Origin of the sequence: Christiangramia qingdaonensis, from assembly GCF_048381525.1 — a bacterium.
In the GTDB taxonomy this organism is placed as follows: Bacteria; Bacteroidota; Bacteroidia; order Flavobacteriales; family Flavobacteriaceae; genus Christiangramia.
In genome coordinates, this window is sequence record NZ_JBLWIM010000015.1 from 397,814 (window position 1) to 416,292 (window position 18,479).

At 38.8% G+C, this 18,479-nt stretch carries 12 protein-coding genes; 11 read left to right on the forward strand and 1 reads right to left on the reverse strand.

Annotation, left to right across the window (positions count from 1 at the left end):
- The first annotated feature begins 73 nt into the window (after positions 1-73).
- From ACNI3T_RS13220 to ACNI3T_RS13255, 8 genes are all read left to right on the forward strand, one after another.
- The gene (locus ACNI3T_RS13220) at positions 74-1,855 is read left to right on the forward strand and encodes an AMP-dependent synthetase/ligase (protein ID WP_418228200.1); all 1,782 of its coding nucleotides are present in this window, start codon (positions 74-76) and stop codon (positions 1,853-1,855) included.
- A gap of 163 nt (positions 1,856-2,018) precedes the next feature.
- On the forward strand, positions 2,019-2,474 hold the full coding sequence (locus ACNI3T_RS13225; RefSeq protein WP_295179317.1) for a MarR family winged helix-turn-helix transcriptional regulator: 456 nt from the start codon (positions 2,019-2,021) through the stop codon (positions 2,472-2,474).
- 50 nt (positions 2,475-2,524) lie between these two features.
- The gene (locus ACNI3T_RS13230; RefSeq protein WP_418228201.1) at positions 2,525-4,930 is read left to right on the forward strand and encodes a 3-hydroxyacyl-CoA dehydrogenase/enoyl-CoA hydratase family protein; all 2,406 of its coding nucleotides are present in this window, start codon (positions 2,525-2,527) and stop codon (positions 4,928-4,930) included.
- 36 nt (positions 4,931-4,966) lie between these two features.
- Positions 4,967-6,154 (forward strand): acetyl-CoA C-acyltransferase, encoded by a 1,188-nt coding sequence (locus tag ACNI3T_RS13235; protein ID WP_418228202.1) that lies wholly within the window; start codon positions 4,967-4,969, stop codon positions 6,152-6,154.
- A gap of 111 nt (positions 6,155-6,265) precedes the next feature.
- A complete protein-coding gene (locus ACNI3T_RS13240) occupies positions 6,266-8,074 on the forward strand; it encodes an acyl-CoA dehydrogenase family protein (protein WP_418228203.1) in 1,809 nt (602 codons plus the stop codon).
- 155 nt (positions 8,075-8,229) lie between these two features.
- Positions 8,230-9,288: a zinc metalloprotease gene (locus tag ACNI3T_RS13245; protein WP_418228204.1), complete on the forward strand. Its 1,059-nt coding sequence runs from the start codon at positions 8,230-8,232 to the stop codon at positions 9,286-9,288.
- Positions 9,289-9,373: 85 nt separating this feature from the next.
- Positions 9,374-11,203 (forward strand): mechanosensitive ion channel family protein, encoded by a 1,830-nt coding sequence (locus ACNI3T_RS13250; RefSeq protein ID WP_418228205.1) that lies wholly within the window; start codon positions 9,374-9,376, stop codon positions 11,201-11,203.
- Between the two features lie 80 nt (positions 11,204-11,283).
- A complete protein-coding gene (locus ACNI3T_RS13255; protein WP_418228206.1) occupies positions 11,284-12,333 on the forward strand; it encodes a mechanosensitive ion channel family protein in 1,050 nt (349 codons plus the stop codon).
- Here ACNI3T_RS13255 and ACNI3T_RS13260 read toward each other — a convergent pair.
- Positions 12,330-14,126 carry a glycoside hydrolase family 15 protein gene (locus ACNI3T_RS13260; protein WP_418228207.1) on the reverse strand — a complete coding sequence of 599 codons (1,797 nt, stop codon included), beginning with the start codon at positions 14,124-14,126 and terminating at the stop codon, positions 12,330-12,332. The genes ACNI3T_RS13255 and ACNI3T_RS13260 overlap by 4 nt on opposite strands.
- A gap of 95 nt (positions 14,127-14,221) precedes the next feature.
- Here ACNI3T_RS13260 and ACNI3T_RS13265 point away from each other — a divergent pair, with 95 nt between their 5' ends.
- The 3 genes from ACNI3T_RS13265 (at position 14,222) to ACNI3T_RS13275 (ending at position 18,319) form a co-directional block, all read left to right on the forward strand.
- Positions 14,222-16,435, forward strand: coding sequence for a bifunctional alpha,alpha-trehalose-phosphate synthase (UDP-forming)/trehalose-phosphatase (locus ACNI3T_RS13265; protein ID WP_418228208.1), 2,214 nt, complete (start codon positions 14,222-14,224; stop codon positions 16,433-16,435).
- Positions 16,436-16,572: 137 nt separating this feature from the next.
- The gene (locus ACNI3T_RS13270) at positions 16,573-16,857 is read left to right on the forward strand and encodes a YtxH domain-containing protein (RefSeq protein ID WP_322300491.1); all 285 of its coding nucleotides are present in this window, start codon (positions 16,573-16,575) and stop codon (positions 16,855-16,857) included.
- Between the two features lie 106 nt (positions 16,858-16,963).
- A complete protein-coding gene (locus ACNI3T_RS13275) occupies positions 16,964-18,319 on the forward strand; it encodes a M28 family metallopeptidase (RefSeq protein WP_418228209.1) in 1,356 nt (451 codons plus the stop codon).
- The last annotated feature ends 160 nt before the right edge of the window (positions 18,320-18,479 follow it).

Below are 18,479 nucleotides of genomic sequence, written 5' to 3' on the forward strand. Positions count from 1 at the left end.
TTTTATCATATTTGATTTGAATGAGCTCTGAAAATTGCTATTTTGCAAGGTATATCTAAAATCTTTCCTTTTCATGAACGACATTAAACGTCTATTTGACTTTCCTTACTATCAATTAGAAAATCATCCACTGGATGTTGCTTTTGCTACTAAATATGATGGAAAATGGGAAACTGTTTCGACTCAGCAATATATTGATAAGGCGAATGCAATTAGTCGGGGACTTCTTCGACTTGGCGTGAAACCGAATGATAAAATTGCAGTTATCTCCACTAATAATAGAACTGAGTGGAATATTATGGACATTGGAATACTTCAGATCGGAGCTCAAAATGTTCCAATCTACCCTACCATTTCCGAAGAAGATTATGAATATGTTTTGAATCATAGTGGAGCTACTTACTGCTTTGTTTCAGATGAAGAGATCCTTGAAAAATTAAACAGTATTAAAGCCACGACCAGCCTGCTGGAAGTTTATAGTTTTGACGAGATCGCTGGCTGTAAGAATTGGAAAGAATTACTAAAATCTGGAGAGGATAAGGCTAACCAGGATGAAGTAGAAAAGCTTAAGAAAGCAGTTACAGAAGATGATCTGGCTACCTTAATATATACTTCCGGAACCACAGGAAGACCAAAAGGCGTCATGTTAACTCATAAGAATATCGTAAGTGACGTGCTAGGAAGTGCGCCTCGTGTTCCCTTCGATACCGGAACTTACGTAGGTTTAAGTTTCCTACCAGTTTGCCATATCTTTGAGCGAATGATCCTCTATCTATACCAGTATTATTCAGTATCGGTATATTTTGCTGAATCTATCGAAAAGATAAGTGATAACCTGAAAGAGGTAAAACCACATGTAATAACTGCCGTTCCGAGATTGCTGGAAAAAGTATATGATAAGATCATCGCTAAAGGAACTGCCCTAGGCGGTGTAAAACAAAAATTATTCTACTGGGCTGTAGAGCTTGGACTGGAATATGAGCCATATGGACAAAACGGCTGGTGGTACGAAACAAAATTAAAACTTGCCCGTAAACTAATATTTTCTAAGTGGAAAGAAGGTTTGGGTGGAAATATAGACCTGATCGTTTCTGGAAGTGCAGCATTGCAACCAAGACTCGCAAGAGTTTTCGCTGCTGCTGAAATTCCCGTAATGGAAGGTTATGGTCTAACAGAGACATCACCAGTAATCGCGGTGAATGACGAACGCAATGGAGGTTTCAGAATTGGTACTGTTGGAAAAGTGCTGGATAATGTAGAAGTCAAAATTGCTGAAGACGGAGAAATCCTGACTAAAGGGCCTAACGTTATGAAAGGTTATTATAAGGATGAAGAAAAGACCAGAGAAGTAATTAATTCTGAAGGTTTCTTCCATACGGGAGATATTGGAGAGATCGATAAAGATGGTTTCCTCAAGATCACAGATCGTAAGAAAGAGATGTTCAAAACATCTGGAGGGAAATATGTTGCACCGCAACTTATCGAAAATACCATGAAGCAATCAAGATTTATTGAGCAGATCATGGTGGTTGGAGATGGAGAGAAAATGCCGGCAGCTTTGATCCAGCCTAATTACGAATTCATTACAGAATGGGCGCAGAGAAAGAATATCGATCTTGGCGCGGGTGATCCTGCAGACATATCACGTAACAATTTGGTACGTGAGCGCATACAGGAAGAAGTAGATTTCTACAATCAGAAATTCGGAAAATGGGAAAGAGTTAAGACATTTGAATTAACCCCAGATCCATGGACGATAGAAGATGAGCACCTTACTCCTACTATGAAGTTAAAACGACGTAATATTCGTGACCGATACCAGGATCTTTATGAAAAACTCTACGGTAGATTCTAATCTATCATTAAGAATATGCTAATAAAAACTCCCCAACTACCGGGGAGTTTTTTGGTTTTAGGAATTTAAATAACATTAAAACAAGATATTAGTATTTTTAAAGACATTTTATTATGCATGCATAATATTTTTTCCTAACTTTGGAATCAATCCAAAATCCCCCATGAAGGAGAAAACCATAGATTATGTTTTACGTGCCACCTGGATGGCGGTTTCTAAAATGTATAATGAAGAAGCAGGTAAAGCTGGAAGTACAATGGCTACTGGTTTTGCCTTATTAAGTATTGATCCGGAAGATGGAACCCCATCAACCTCTTTGGGTCCAAAAATGGGGATGGAAGCTACCAGCCTTTCGAGAATTTTGAAAACTATGGAAGAAAAAGGTTTAATAGAAAGAAAACGCAATCCACATGATGGACGTAGCGTTCTTATCTACTTGACAGATTTCGGAAAAGAGATGCGCGATTATTCTAAGAGAGTGGTTTTGAGGTTCGATGAGTCTGTAAAGGAAAATGTGAGCGATAAGGATCTTAAAACTTTTATACAGGTAGCAAATACGATCACTGGTCTTATTAGTGAAAAGAAAATATATACTGAAGAAATTAGTGTAAAACAATAATAAACCAGGCCTGAACAGGTTTGGTTTTTTTGAACCATAAAAATCAAATAATGAAAAGAAGGATTAATAAAGTTGCAGTTATTGGGTCCGGTATAATGGGAAGTGGTATTGCATGTCACTTTGCAAATATTGGAGTGGAAGTACTTCTACTTGATATCGTTCCCCGTGAGCTCAATGAAAAAGAACAGAAAAAAGGCCTTAGCCTTGATGACAAGGTCGTTAGAAATAGGATCGTAAATGATGCTTTGACGGCTTCAGTAAAATCCAAACCATCTCCAATTTATCACAAGGACTTCGTTAACCGAATTACTACTGGAAATCTGGAAGATGATATTTCAAAAGTTTCTGAAGTGGACTGGATCATTGAGGTTGTAGTAGAACGTCTGGACATTAAAAAACAGGTCTTTGAAAACCTGGAAAAGCATAGAAAACCAGGAACCCTTATTACTTCAAATACTTCAGGTATTCCTATCAATTTCATGACCGATGGAAGATCTGATGATTTTAAAAAGCACTTCTGTGGAACTCACTTCTTTAATCCACCAAGATATTTAAGATTATTTGAGATCATTCCAGGAAGAGAAACTTCTTCTGAAGTTCTGGAATTCCTAAAAATGTATGGTGAAAAATTCCTTGGGAAAAATGCTGTATTAGCGAAAGATACTCCTGCCTTTATTGGGAATAGAATTGGTATCTTCTCTATTATGAGCTTATTCCACACCGTAAAGGATATGGGAATGACCATTGAAGAGGTTGATAAGCTTACTGGTCCGGTGATAGGACGGCAGAAGTCGGCAACCTTTAGAACGGTAGACGTTGTTGGTTTAGATACTTTAGTACATGTTGCGAACGGACTTCATGAGAATGTTCCAAATGATGAGCAGCATGATCTCTTCGCTTTGCCAGACTTTATCGACACTATGATGGAGAAAAAGTGGCTGGGAAGCAAAACTGGTCAGGGTTTCTATAAAAAGATTAAAAATAAAGATGGTTCAAGTGAGATCAAATCTCTGGATCTTGATACCATGGAATATAGAGACCGTAAGAGTGCATCTTTCGCAACTCTTGAAATGACCAAGTCTATTGATAATGTAGCAGATCGTTTCGAAGTATTGATCAAAGGAAAAGATAAAGCCGGTGATTTCTACAGAAAGAATTTCTCTGCACTATTCGCTTATGTTTCGAATCGTATTCCTGAAATTTCAGACGAGTTATACAAGATCGACGATGCCATGAAAGCTGGTTTTGGATGGGAACATGGACCATTCCAGATCTGGGACGCAATTGGTGTTGAAAAGGGTATTGAAATGATGAAAGCTGAAGGTTATGAACCTGCAGCCTGGGTAAGTGAAATGCTGGAAAATGGAAGTAAGAGCTTCTACACTGTAAAAGATGGTAATACCTACTATTATGACATCGAGGATAAGAAGCAAACTAAGGTTCCTGGTCAGGATTCATTTATAATTCTTGATAATATTCGAAAATCTAAAGAAGTTTTCAAGAACAGCGGAGTGGTAGTGGAAGATCTTGGCGACGGAATCCTTAATGTTGAATTCAGAAGTAAAATGAATTCTATTGGAGGTGATGTTCTTGACGGACTCAACAAAGCCATTGACATGGCTGAGAAAGATTATCAAGGCCTTGTAGTTGCGAATGATGGCAAGAACTTTTCTGTAGGAGCAAATATTGGGATGATCTTCATGATGGCTGTAGAGCAGGAATATGAAGAATTGAACATGGCTATCAAATATTTCCAGGATACCATGATGAGAATGCGCTACTCCTCTATTCCAACAGTAGCTGCACCACACGGAATGACTCTGGGTGGTGGTTGTGAACTTTCACTGCATGCTGATAAAGTTGTTGCTTCAGCAGAGACATATACCGGACTTGTAGAGTTTGGTGTTGGAGTAATACCTGGCGGTGGTGGAACCAAAGAGATGACACTGCGTGCCTCTGATACTTATGAGAAGGATGATGTGGAGTTAAACCGATTAAGAGAAAATTTCCTGGCCATTGGGATGGCAAAAGTATCTACTTCAGCTTATGAAGCATTTGATCTAAATATTCTTCAAAAGGGAAAAGATATAGTAGTGATCAATCCAGACAGACAATTGGCGATCGCTAAGAAACATGCGCTATTAATGGCAGAAAATGGTTATACCATGCCAATCAAACGTACAGACATCAAGGTGTTAGGTAAGCAGGCACTTGGAGCATTTATGGTTGGAACAGACCAGATGGCTGCAGGTAAATACATTAGCGAACATGATCACAAGATCGCAAACAAACTGGCATATGTAATGGCCGGTGGAGATCTATCATCCAGCCAGATGGTGAGCGAACAATATTTACTTGACCTTGAAAGAGAAGCATTCCTATCCTTAACCGGGGAAAGAAAAACGCTGGAACGCCTTCAGCATATGTTGAAAAAAGGTAAACCTTTAAGAAACTAAGCAGGAAGTCAAGTTCTAACAATAAAAAAGTATAAAATGAAAACAGCATATATAGTTAAAGCATATAGAACAGCAGTTGGGAAAGCTCCCAGAGGTGTTTTTAGATTTAAAAGACCTGATGAACTTGCTGCAGAAACCATCAAGTATATGATGGATAAGTTGCCAGATTTTGACAAGACTCGTATTGATGATGTCATGGTTGGTAATGCTATGCCAGAAGCAGAACAGGGTTTGAACGTAGGTAGATTGATCTCATTAATGGGATTAAAGATCGAAGATGTTCCGGGTATGACCGTAAATAGATACTGTGCTTCAGGATTGGAGACGATCTCCATTGCAACTGCTAAGATCCAGATGGGAATGGCAGATTGTGTGATCGCAGGTGGTGCGGAAAGCATGAGTTATATTCCTATGGGAGGTTATAAGCCAGTTCCAAATTACGAAGTTGCCAAAAATGGTAATGAAGATTATTACTGGGGAATGGGTCTTACTGCGGAAGCGGTAGCTAACAAATACAATGTATCCAGGGAAGATCAGGATCAATTTGCATACGATTCCCACCAGAAAGCTATTAAAGCGCAGCAGGAAGATCGTTTTCAAGATCAGATCGTTCCAATTACCATCGATGAGACCTATGTGGAAGATGGTAAAAAGAAGACAAGGTCTTATACCGTAAATAAAGATGAAGGTCCTAGAAAGGATACTTCAGTTGAAGTTCTGAATAAATTACGTCCTGTTTTTGCTGATGGTGGAAGTGTTACTGCTGGTAACTCATCACAAATGAGTGATGGTGCTGCCTTCGTAATGGTTATGAGTGAAGAAATGGTTAAAGAACTAAATCTCGAGCCAATAGCAAGAATGGTAAGTTATTCTGCAGTAGGTGTTGAGCCTAGAATTATGGGTATAGGACCAGTTCATGCGATTCCGAAAGCACTGAAACAAGCTGGCCTGAAACAGGATGACCTTGAGCTTATCGAATTGAACGAGGCATTTGCTTCGCAGTCACTTGCTGTAATTCGGGAACTTGGTCTGGATAAAGAAAAATTAAATGTGAATGGTGGCGCGATCTCGATGGGACACCCACTGGGATGTACAGGAGCAAAACTTTCAGTCCAGATATTTGACGAAATGCGTAAGCGTGATCTTAAGAACAAGCATTGTATGGTAACAATGTGCGTTGGAACCGGACAAGGAGCTGCCGGAGTTTTCGAATTTTTAAACTAAACCTGAGATTTTAGATCTTAGATATGAGACTAACAAACTATAAATAATATAAATTAATTGAGATACTAAGTCTAAAATCTTACATCTCAATACTAATATCTTAATATAAAAATGAGTACAGATACAACTAAAAAAGATCTTCTTCGCGGTGGTCAGTTTCTTGTAAAGGAGACTAAATGTGAAGACGTTTTCACGCCGGAAGATTTTAATGAGGAACAGAAAATGATGCGCGATTCCGTTCAGGAATTTGTAGAGCGCGAGATCTGGCCTCATAAAGAAGAATTCGAAAAGAAAAATTATGCTCTTACTGAAGAGGTAATGCGTAAAGCCGGAGAACTAGGTTTTCTAGGTGTTGCGGTACCTGAAGAGTATGATGGTTTAGGAATGGGCTTCGTGTCTACGATGCTTGTTTGTGACTATATTTCTGGTGCTACAGGATCTGTGGCTACTGCCTTCGGAGCACATACAGGAATTGGAACAATGCCAATCACACTATATGGTAATGAAGAACAGAAGAAAAAATACGTGCCAAAATTAGCTACTGGTGAGTGGTTTGGAGCTTACTGTCTTACAGAACCGGGTGCAGGATCTGATGCCAACTCTGGAAAAACAAAGGCTGTCCTTTCTGAAGATGGTAAATATTATAGCATTAGTGGACAAAAAATGTGGATCTCCAATGCTGGCTTCGCAGATGTATTCATCGTTTTCACACGAATTGAAGATGATAAGAACATTACCGGTTTTATCGTAGAAAACGAAGAAGGTAATGGTATTAGCTTTGGGGAGGAAGAAAAGAAATTAGGAATTCACTCCTCCTCTACCCGCCAGGTATTCTTTAATGAAACGAAGGTACCAGTAGAAAATATGCTTTCAGACCGTGGAAATGGTTTTAAGATCGCGATGAACGCTTTAAACGTAGGTCGTATAAAACTTGCTGCAGCTTCTTTAGATGCACAACGTCGTGTAACAGATCTTTCTGTTAAGTATGCAAATGATAGAGTTCAGTTCAATACGCCTATTGCGAAATTCGGAGCTATAAAATCCAAGCTTGCAGAGATGGCTACTTCAGCCTATGTTGGAGAAGCAGCTTCTTACCGTGCGGCTAAAAATATCGAAGACCGAATAAATATCAGACTGGAAGAAGGAAGCTCACATGCAGATGCTGAACTTAAAGGTGTTGAAGAATACGCGATCGAATGTTCTATTCTGAAGGTTGCATGTTCAGAAGATGTACAGAATTGTGCCGATGAAGGTATTCAGGTGTTTGGTGGAATGGGATTCTCTGCAGATACTCCAATGGAGTCTGCATGGAGAGATGCGAGAATTGCTCGAATCTATGAAGGAACCAACGAGATCAACAGAATGTTATCTGTAGGAATGCTGGTTAAGAAAGCGATGAAAGGACATGTAGACCTACTAGGCCCAGCAACAAAAGTAGCAGATGAGCTTACAGGAATTCCTTCCATGGACAAACCAGATTATTCTGAACTGTTCGCTGAAGAGAAGGAAATGATCGGTAAACTGAAAAAGGTATTTCTGATGGTTGCAGGTAGCGCCGTTCAGAAATTTGGTCCACAATTGGAAGAGCATCAACAATTATTATTGGCTGCATCAGATATTTTAATTGAAGTTTATATGGCTGAATCTGGTATTCTTAGAGCAGAGAAAAATGCCAAAAGGTTTGGAGCAGATTCTCAAAAGGAACAGATCGCTATGGCAAAACTTTATCTGTACCATGCAGTGGACACTGTGAATACTAAGGCAAAAGAGGGAATTGCTTCTTTTGCTGAAGGAGACGAGCAACGCATGATGCTTATGGGACTGAAGAGATACACAAAGTATACGAACCTGCCAAATATTGTGGCACTTCGAAATACGATCTCAGAGAAATTAACATCTGAAAACAAATACTGTTTTTAGTCACATTCTTTTAAACTGAGAAAAACCACCCAATCGGGTGGTTTTTTTATTTTTATACTAATTGTTTCAATAATGTTACAATTTACTTCAGTTATCGTTAATTGTTTCTAAATATTTAAATATATTGGCTCTAAATCAAACAATAACTTAACATTATGAAAAAAGTTTTTCTTGGAATGGCAGCTATGGCCTTCCTATTTGCTTCTTGTGAGCAAGATCCTACAGAAAACAGTGTCGACCAGGAAGTAGCACAGGTAGACATGAGTGATTTTTATCTTTATACAGATGCTGAGGCAGATGGCAAAAAGACTGAAGATGACAAAACGAAGTGTTACTCTATGAGAAACTTGAATCGTTTACTAAACGAGAATCCAGGTTTACACAAAAAAATGTACGACGTAGAGCAAAATACTCGTTCTATCCTGGCTAAGAATGGTAACGGGAAAGGTAAACCAGGATCTGGTGATGGTGGAGGAACTACTGAGCCACCAGTAGGTGATAATCTAGGAATTGTAAATATTCCTGTTGTGGTTCATGTTATTTACAGTAACTCTCAGCAGAATATTTCTGATGCTCAGATCAATTCTCAGATTGCTGTGCTGAATGATGACTTTAGAGCTACAAACAACGATGCAGGCAATGTACCTAGCGAATTTGCTGGATTAGTTGCAGATTCAGAAATCAGTTTTACTCTTGCAGGAGTAAACAGATACAGTGATTCAAGATCTGAATGGGGAACAAGCGATGCTATGAAATATGCATACCCTCCAACCTCCCCTTCTAATACTTTAAACATCTGGATTTGTAACATTGGTGGTGGTATCCTTGGGTATGCACAATTCCCTGGTGGACCATCTGCAACTGATGGTGTAGTAATTTCTCCTCAGTACTTTGGAACAACTGGATATGTTTCAGCACCATTTAACAAAGGTAGAACAGCTACTCACGAAGTAGGACATTACCTAAACCTACGTCACATCTGGGGTGATGGAAGATGTAGACAGGATGACTTCGTAGCTGATACTCCTTCTTCTGATGGACCTAACTACAGCTGTCCTTCTTACCCTACTGTTAACTGTAGATCTACAGATATGACTATGAACTATATGGATTATACAAACGATGCATGTATGTATATGTTCTCTGAAGGTCAGAAAGCTCGTATGAGAACAGTTTTCGCTAGTGGAGGACCAAGAACTGGTTTCGTAAACTAATCAACTAAAATTATAACCACAAAAAGCCACCTTTTAGGTGGCTTTTTTCGTTTACCAGCCAGCCTTTCTTTTTTAAAATCTAAAATTGAGTATCTTAGTTGACCGACCAAAAGAATTACTCATGAACCGCTCCTTACGCCACTTGTGGCTATGTATTTCCATTATATTTTTACATCAAACGACCTTTGCATTCCAACAGGAATCAGAAAACAACAAATCTAAAGACCAGGAATTGCCCAGTAAAGCAACGGTCCTTAACGACTCAGCTGCTGTTGCTACTAATGATATTGGTGAATATGCAGATGCCTACTACCAGACAGATCAATGGAATGACGGAATTGGCTTCCCTCCTAATACAATAAACCTTCAATCTCCCCAGGCCGCTTTAGAACATTTTATAGTACAGGCCAGAAACGATAATTACGAAGAAGCACTGTATGCAATGAATTTTAATTTGTTGCCAGATAATATTTCTAAGGCAGATGCAGCGATACTTGCTGAAAAGCTACATTTTGTTCTTGAACAAAGAATTTCAATTGGGTGGGATGGTCTTCCTGATCGTCCCGATGGACAAATTGATGTGAGTACCTCAACAAACAAGGCTGTAGCTGGAAAACCCAGAAGAAGTCTATTGTTTGGTACTACAACACTGGATGATCGTGATATAACTTTTAGAGTACAACGTGTAAAGTATAAAGATGAGCATCCTGTCTGGCTAATTTCATCACAAACTGTTGAAAATACCGAACCGCTTTACGCGGCTTACGGTCCAAGAAAACTGGATAGGATGATTCCTGAATGGATTAGTTTTGAGGTCTTGGGAATACCAATATGGAAGGTTGTAGGAACCCTGTTACTTATTTTAATCTGTTATTTAATAGCCAAAGGCATTAGCGCCATCATTAGAAAAGCATTTTCAGGTGTGGACCGCTACTGGATTCGGAATATTGCCTATAGATTAGCCTCACCAGCAGGAGCCGCTATAGGAATTTTAGCTTTCTATTTATTACTTAATAACCTGATTTCATTTACCGGATCTCTCGCTAAAGGTATTTACACTTTTATTCTAATTGTGCTTATATCAATTTTCACCTGGTTGATCATGCGAATCATTGATTATGTCATGGACTTTTTTGCTGTGGAAAAAGTAGGCGACGTGAGAACCGAGGAAGATAGCAAAGCGAAAAGCTTGATGACCTATATCTCTGTAGGTAGAAGAATATTTATTTTCATAATCGTAATTATTGGCGCCTCCGTAATATTCTCTCAATTTCCATCTCTTGAGAAACTAGGAATATCTCTAATGGCTTCCGCAGGAATCGCCACGGTGGTAGTTGGTATTGCAGCGCAAAGTACGCTTGGTAATATTATCGCCGGGGTTCAAATTGCACTTACTCGCCCCGCTAAAATTGGTGATGCAGTCATTATTGAAGGTGAATATGGCTTTGTAGAAGACATCACATTTACTTATATGGTTGTTAATACCTTCAAATTAAGAAGATTGGTCATACCTCTTTCTGATGTTATTACTGAAAGTTTTGAGAATCTTTCTATGTCTAACCCACAGAATATTATGGAGATCGAATTATTTGTAGACCACCGGGTAGACGTTCAAAAAGTACGTGAAAAGTTTACAGAATTACTGAAAGCTTCAGATAATTGGGATGGTGATGAGGATAGATCGCCACTGGTTGAAGCTTCAGGCATGGATCACAATTACCTTAAATTGCGCTGCCTGGTAAGTGCAAAGGATTTTCCAACTGCATGGACGCTACATTGCGAGCTTAGAGAAAATATCGTGCGTTACATCAGTGAACTGGAAGATGGAATTTATTTAAAACGGGAGCGAGTTGTACTGGATGGAAAATATTCAGAAGATGAGAAAGAAGATAATAAATTAGATGAACAAGGCTAAAACGTTGTAGGTTAATCTTCTGTAAACCTAAAGCAACTATGCGTCCAAAATTTTAATTTTAGAATATCTAAATCTGAATCATGCTCGAATTTGAAAAAAACGGACTAGTTTACCTCGTTTCTGCTCTTATCATTTTAATGTTAAGTTTCGGTCTTGCATTTTATATCATCAGGAAGCTTGGTAAAAATCCAACGAATATACTTCCGGTTAATTTCGCTTATAAGATTCGGCTGCCATTATTAATTTTTCTGGCCTCCATAATTGCCAGAATTGCGATCATTAGTAAAATTTTCAGGTTTGAAGCAACCTATGAAATTGTTGGCCACCTTAGTACAGTAGGTATCATTTTAAGTGTTGCCTGGTTTCTGATCTTACTGTTCAGAGTAGTTAAAAAGAGAATGCTCAAGAAGTACGATATGGCTAGTGATGATAATCTCAAAGCCCGGAAGGTTTACACCCAGTATATGATCCTTGAGAATATTGTTATTTTCATTATTGTAATACTTGCCGTTGGAATTGCTTTGATGAGCTTTGAAAGTATACGCTCTGTTGGAATTAGTGTATTGACCTCAGCAGGTATTGCTGGAATTATTATAGGTCTGGCTGCGCAAAAAGCAATTGCTACTCTACTTGCAGGCATACAGATCGCTATCACTCAGCCTATCCGTCTGGATGATGTAGTGATTGTTGAAGGTGAATGGGGTTGGATCGAAGAGATCAATCTTACTTATGTGGTGGTTCGGGTTTGGGATAAAAGACGACTCGTTGTTCCCACAACATATTTTATTGAAAAAACCTTCCAGAACTGGACAAGAAGTTCCGCAGATATATTGGGAACAGTTTTTATTTATGCAGATTATGGTTTGCCTTTAGAACCGCTTCGAGAAGAACTCACAAGACTATTAAATAATACTCCTCTCTGGGATGGTAATGTTAATGTACTTCAGGTTACAAATGCTTCGGAAAAGACTGTGGAGCTAAGAATACTGGTAAGTGCAAAAAATTCACCTACAGCCTGGGATCTTCGTGTACATCTAAGAGAGAAATTGCTTGATTTCATACAAAAAAATTACCCGGGACATCTTCCGAAGGCCCGGGTAAGTATAGAAAAGGATCAGGAATTAAATTAATCCTGAAATAAGGCATTTTCCGCAGAAATTCCTTTTGAGAAATTCGCAGCTGTTTCAATAAGTGCTAAATGTGAATATGCCTGTGGGAAATTTCCGAGCAGGCGTTTGGTTTTAAAATCGATATCCTCACTAAATAAACCTAAATGGTTACTGTATGATAACAACTGGTCAAACATATCTTTTGCTTTCTTCTTCTCTCCAATTTTATATAGACTATCAATTAGCCAGAAGGTACAGATCGTAAAGGATGAGGTTGGTTTCCCAAAATCATCATTATTCTTATATCTGTACATCAGTCCGTCTTCACAAAGCTCCCTTTCAGTAGCCTGAACAGTGCTCACAAATCTTGGATCATTTGCCTCTATAAAACCATAAGGCTGCATCAAAAGCGTAGATGCATCCAGATCTGCCGAACCATAGGATTGTGTATAAGCCTGTTTTTCCTCGTTCCATCCATTCTCATAAATATCCTGGTAAATTTCTTCTCTTAACGCGATCCATTTGGTATCGTTAATTCCCATTCTTAGGACCTCACCAATTTTTATAGCTCTATCCACAGCTACCCAGCAAAGCAGTTTTGAAAATACAAAGTGTCTGTCCTCTGTACGAAGCTCCCAGATACCTTTATCTGGTTTCTCCCAGTTTTCTTCCACGATCATGACAATACCGCGAACCACGGTCCACAGCGCTTCAGAGTTTTCAAGTGAAGTTTCAAACATGAGAAATTGCTGGTAGATCACTTCCATCAAAATTCCGTAAATATCGTTCTGCTTTTGGATATAAGCGGCATTACCAGTACGAACCGGACTGGATCCTTCATAGCCTTTTAAATGACTTAAAATATGTTCGGTTAGTTCCTTTTCACCGTTGATCCCGTACATGATCTGGATCTTCTCATCCTTATGCGGAATAATATCTATAATGAACTGAAGGAAATCCTTGGCAGATTTAATATGCCCCAGACCTGCCATCACCTTGATCACCATGGAAGCATCACGAATCCAGCAAAAACGGTAATCCCAGTTTCGCTCCTCTCCTATAGTTTCCGGAAGACTTGTAGTCGCGGCGGCAAGTACAGCACCAGACTTTTTATAGCTCAATGCTTTAAGTACAAGCGCACTTCTCATGATCTCCTGCCCGTAATGCGTATATCTGGTTGTATTATCTGCCCAATTCATCCAGTAAACCTTTGTTCTCTGGAATTTCAAATAAGACCTGTCCAGGGTTTGTTCTACCAGTTTTTCATGATAGCCTACCAGGCAGTATGCATTTCCAGTAAGAGTGATCTCCTTTTGTTCCAGAATCTCATTCAGGTTCAAACTTGAATATAGATAAGCAGAATCATATTTACCTTCTTTGGTAAAGCTCTTTATATAATCACCCTTATTCTCGTTATAGGTTTTCTCTCTTGCAAAATCCAGTTTCGGATCATATTTGATCCTGAATTTTGGTTCGCCTTTCATTAATCTGAAGAATCTAATAACATCTGGTGGCGCATAATAAGATCCATCTTCACGAGGATACCTGGGCATAAAATCTATTAACTGAAAGGCATCAGTTCCATTATCGAACACCGTACTTAAGATATTAGTTTCCCAAAGATATTCCTGGGTGATCTTATAATCGTCGCCGATAAGTATTTCAAAACTTCCTCCAATCTCATCATCAAGTATTTTCGCGAATACTGCCGAAGAGTTAAAATTTGGCATACAACACCAATCCAGGGAGCCTGTTTTAGAGATTAAAGCTGCACTTTTACAATTACTAATTATTCCGTAGTCGAGATTATCCATATATCTTAAAAATCTTATAAATCAATGGCTGTCTTAAATGATTTTCGGAAATTTAATAAAAATCAATTTCGCGACCACGGCATTTATAATTAATTATGAGCAAAACAATCATTATTTCCAACCGCTTACCATTGCAAATTTCTATTTCTGAAGATCATCTCGAAGTAACACCTAGTGTGGGAGGACTCGCAACAGGCTTAAAATCATTTCATAAAGATGGAGACAGTATCTGGATAGGATGGCCAGGAATGACTGAAGAGGAAATTCCCGAAAATCTGAAGGATGAAGTTCAGCAGAAGGCCCGGGAAGAGAATTGTGTAGCCGTCCATCTAAATGCCAATGAGATCGACGGCTTTTATTATGGCTTTAGTAATCGTACCATCTGGCCTCTATTCCATTATTTTATGGAGTATACTGAATCTGACGATGATTACTGGCATACCTACAAGGAAGTAAATCAAAAGTATGCAGATGAAATATTGAAACATTATAAAGAAGGTGATGTCATCTGGGTTCATGATTATCAACTTTTACTGGTTCCTAATATGGTAAGAGAACAGGCACCAGATGCAATCATTGGATTCTTCAATCATATCCCATTCCCTTCTTATGAAGTTTTTAGAACGCTTCCATGGAGAGATGAGGTTTTACAGGGAATGCTCGGGGCAGATCTTATTGGTTTTCACACCTATGATTATGAAAGACATTTTTTAAGTTCGGTAAGTCGTATTCTGCGACACCAGGTAGATTTTAACCAGATCACCCTCCCAGACAGGATCGTTAAAGTAGATTCTTTTCCTATGGGTATCGATTATAAAAAGTTTGAGCAGGCTGCACTTGATCATTACGAGAGCACTTCCGCAGACCAGTCTGAATTACAGAAAAGACTGGATCACCATTTAGAATCTACACCAGATGCCAAATTGATCCTTAGTATAGACAGACTGGATTATACTAAAGGTATTGCACACCGTATTAGAGCTTATGAATACTTCCTGGACAAGAACCCAGAGTATATAGAAAAAGTAAGGCTGGTGATGCTGGCTGTGCCTTCAAGATCCAATGTGCCACAGTATAGAAGGCTTAAACGTGAAATTGATGAATTAGTTGGACGCATCAATGGGAAATTTTCTACCGTGAGCTGGACACCTATCTGGTATTTCTATCGTTCCATGCCTTTTGAAAACCTGATCGACCTTTATACTACCTGTGAGATCGCCCTACTAACACCAATTCGTGATGGAATGAATCTGGTAGCTAAGGAGTATATCGCAACGCGAACAGATCATACAGGAGTTCTAATTTTAAGTGAAATGGCAGGAGCCGCTCATGAGATGAACGAAGCACTCATTATCAATCCTAATAATTTTGAGCAGGTGGCCGAAGCCTTAAAAACCGCGTTTGAAATGCCTAAGGAAGAGCAGATCGAAAGAAATAAGATGCTTCAGAAGCGATTAAGACGATATAGTGTAGAAAAATGGGCAGGTGATTTTATGAAATCTCTTAGATCCACCAAAGAGAATAGAGAGTCCTTTCAATCCATTAAGATCAATTCTGAAATTTCACAGGAGATCATGATTAAATTTCAGCAAGCCAAAAGAAGGATCTTATTTATTGATTATGATGGAACATTAGTGAACTTTACAGACAAACCAGAGAACGCCCGCCCTGATGCCGATCTTAAAGAACTTATACGTGAACTTAATGCAGATGATAAAACCGATGTAATATTAATAAGCGGTAGAGATAAAGATACTTTAGGAACATGGTGGAAAGATGTACCGGTAGAACTAATTTCTGAACATGGAGTTTGGATGAGACAGATTGATGGAGAATGGGAACTTTCAGAGAATGTAAAAAGTGAATGGATGGATGCAGTTCGTCCTGTGATCGAAAATTTTGTGGATAGAACACCAGGTACATTCATAGAAGAAAAGAATTACTCTCTGGCATGGCACTACAGAAAGGCAGATCCAGAACTAGGAGAGATTCGTGCCAATGAATTGAGCAACACTTTAAAGGAGCTTATTTCCAATCGTGGACTAAGCGTTCTGGAAGGAAATAAAGTGTTGGAGATTAAGAGTAGCGGTGTGAATAAAGGAAAGGCCTCTACTAAAAAACTGGTAGGTAAGGATTACGATTTTATTTTCGCAATTGGTGATGATTGGACAGATGAGTATATGTTTGAAGATCTTCCGGAAGATAGCGTTACCGTTAAAGTAGGTATTAAGAAAACAAGTGCCAGATACTATGTGGAAGGTACTCCGAAAGTTCGAACCTTACTGGAAAAATTCAGAGCAAATAGTTGAACGATTTTAGGTGTTAAATAATTTGTGAATTCGATTTAAAGTTTAGATATACATTAACTAGCAGAAGATGGCCTAGGTTCAAATTCTCTTTAATTTAGCAGCTGAATTTAAATCGAACCAATTTAAAACCAAATTCTATGAAATCAGGAAAATTATTATTGGGACTAGTATCAGGAGCAGCTGCAGGAGCAGTACTTGGATTACTATACGCACCAAAAAAAGGAACAGAAACGAGAAAAACTATTGCTGATACCAGCAACGGTTATATCAAAGACGCTAACAAAGGAATCAACGATTTTACTGATTCTTTGAGCCACAAGATGGAAGCTCTTAAATCTAAGACTAAGGCAGGTTTTGCCAGCAATAAGTCTGAAGAAAAGATCAACCAGGCTAAAGCAGAAATGCACGAAATGCAAGCCTAATTTAATTGTATCATAAAGATCAATAAATTAAAGCTCCGGTAACACCGGGGCTTTCTTATTTTATAGAGTTAAATAACTTCCCTATTTTTAAAAGAAATTTCCATTTATGATGAAAACTACCTTTAAGACTGCTATCCTAATACTAGGATTATGCATCATATCCATTAATTCCAAAGCTCAGAACACAGATCAAAAAATCTACGAGATCATTCAGAATGTAAGTGCAGATCGTATCGAAAACGATATCCGTAAACTTGCGGGTTTCGGTACACGAAATACGTTTAGTGATACAGTATCTGAAACTCGTGGAATTGGGGCTGCCAGACGTTGGATAAAATCTGAATTTGACAAAATCTCTACAGATTGTAATGATTGTCTCGATGTGTTTTATCAAAAAGATTATGTGACTCCCAAAGACGGACAAAGAATTCCAAAGGAAGCATGGGTAGTTAACGTAGTTGCGATCCAGAAAGGAAGTAAGTACCCTAATCGTTATGTCATCATGAGCGGTGATATTGATTCAAGAAATGGCGATACTATGGATTTCACTACAGATGCTCCCGGAGCGAACGATAATGCCAGCGGAATGGCTGGAACCTTGGAAGCCGCGAGAGTCTTATCAAATTATGATTTTGAAAGTAGTATCATCTATGTAGGTTTATCTGGAGAAGAACAAGGTCTTTTTGGCGGGAAAGGTCTGGCAGAATTTGCAAAAAAAGAAGGCTGGGATATTATTGGTATTCTGAATAATGATATGATCGGAAATATTGAAGGTGTAGATGGAGTGATCGATAACCGCAGTTTCCGAATCTTTTCTGAACCAGTTCCACCTACCGAAACGGAGAATGAAAGAAGAATGAGAAGATTCTATGGTGGAGAAGTTGATGGAATTTCAAGACAGTTGGCAAGATATATACATTCAAATGTAGAGACATATATGCCAGAAATGAACCCAATGATGATCTACAGACTGGATAGATTTGGCCGTGGTGGGCACCACAGGCCTTTTAATGATCTTGGATTTGCTGGGGTTCGTATAATGGAAGCTCATGAGAACTATAACAGGCAACACCAGGATATTCGAACAGAGAATGGCATAGAATACGGCGACGTGGTCTCTGGGGTTAATTTTGACTATGCTAAGAAATTAACAGCGGTAAATGCTATCAACCTTGCCTCTCTGGCTTGGGCACCACCTGCACCTGAAAAAGTTGAAATTGGTGGAATTGTTGAACCCAATACAAAGTTGAGATGGGAAGCGGTTGATGCTGAGATCGCTGGTTACAAGATCTATTGGAGAGACACAACTTCACCGCAATGGCAATACTCCAGGTTCGTAGGGGATATCACAGATTTTACTTTAGAGGGAATTGTTATAGATAATTACCTGTTTGGAGTTGCTGCAGTAGGTAAGAATGGCCATGAAAGTCTGGTTGTTTTCCCAAGTGGCACCTTTAGATAGATTATAACCTAAGAACTATACGTGAAGAGCCGGGGCATTAGTCCTGGCTTTTTTTATGCGTTGTTTCTAATTAACAATACTTTACACAATACTTACATCTTTTTGGCACTGCTCTGTAGTACATTAGAATAACCAAAAAATCAACAATATGGCAGAAATA

What these genes read in the sequence shown, in the direction of transcription:
- ACNI3T_RS13220 (WP_418228200.1), top strand. Translation starts at nt 74, where the DNA reads ATGAACGACATTAAACGTCTATTTGACTTTCCTTACTATCAATTAGAA.
- ACNI3T_RS13225 (WP_295179317.1), top strand. Translation starts at nt 2,019, where the DNA reads ATGAAGGAGAAAACCATAGATTATGTTTTACGTGCCACCTGGATGGCG.
- ACNI3T_RS13230 (WP_418228201.1), top strand. Translation starts at nt 2,525, where the DNA reads ATGAAAAGAAGGATTAATAAAGTTGCAGTTATTGGGTCCGGTATAATG.
- ACNI3T_RS13235 (WP_418228202.1), top strand. Translation starts at nt 4,967, where the DNA reads ATGAAAACAGCATATATAGTTAAAGCATATAGAACAGCAGTTGGGAAA.
- ACNI3T_RS13240 (WP_418228203.1), top strand. Translation starts at nt 6,266, where the DNA reads ATGAGTACAGATACAACTAAAAAAGATCTTCTTCGCGGTGGTCAGTTT.
- ACNI3T_RS13245 (WP_418228204.1), top strand. Translation starts at nt 8,230, where the DNA reads ATGAAAAAAGTTTTTCTTGGAATGGCAGCTATGGCCTTCCTATTTGCT.
- ACNI3T_RS13255 (WP_418228206.1), top strand. Translation starts at nt 11,284, where the DNA reads ATGCTCGAATTTGAAAAAAACGGACTAGTTTACCTCGTTTCTGCTCTT.
- ACNI3T_RS13260 (WP_418228207.1), bottom strand. Translation starts at nt 14,126, where the DNA reads ATGGATAATCTCGACTACGGAATAATTAGTAATTGTAAAAGTGCAGCT.
- ACNI3T_RS13265 (WP_418228208.1), top strand. Translation starts at nt 14,222, where the DNA reads ATGAGCAAAACAATCATTATTTCCAACCGCTTACCATTGCAAATTTCT.
- ACNI3T_RS13270 (WP_322300491.1), top strand. Translation starts at nt 16,573, where the DNA reads ATGAAATCAGGAAAATTATTATTGGGACTAGTATCAGGAGCAGCTGCA.
- ACNI3T_RS13275 (WP_418228209.1), top strand. Translation starts at nt 16,964, where the DNA reads ATGATGAAAACTACCTTTAAGACTGCTATCCTAATACTAGGATTATGC.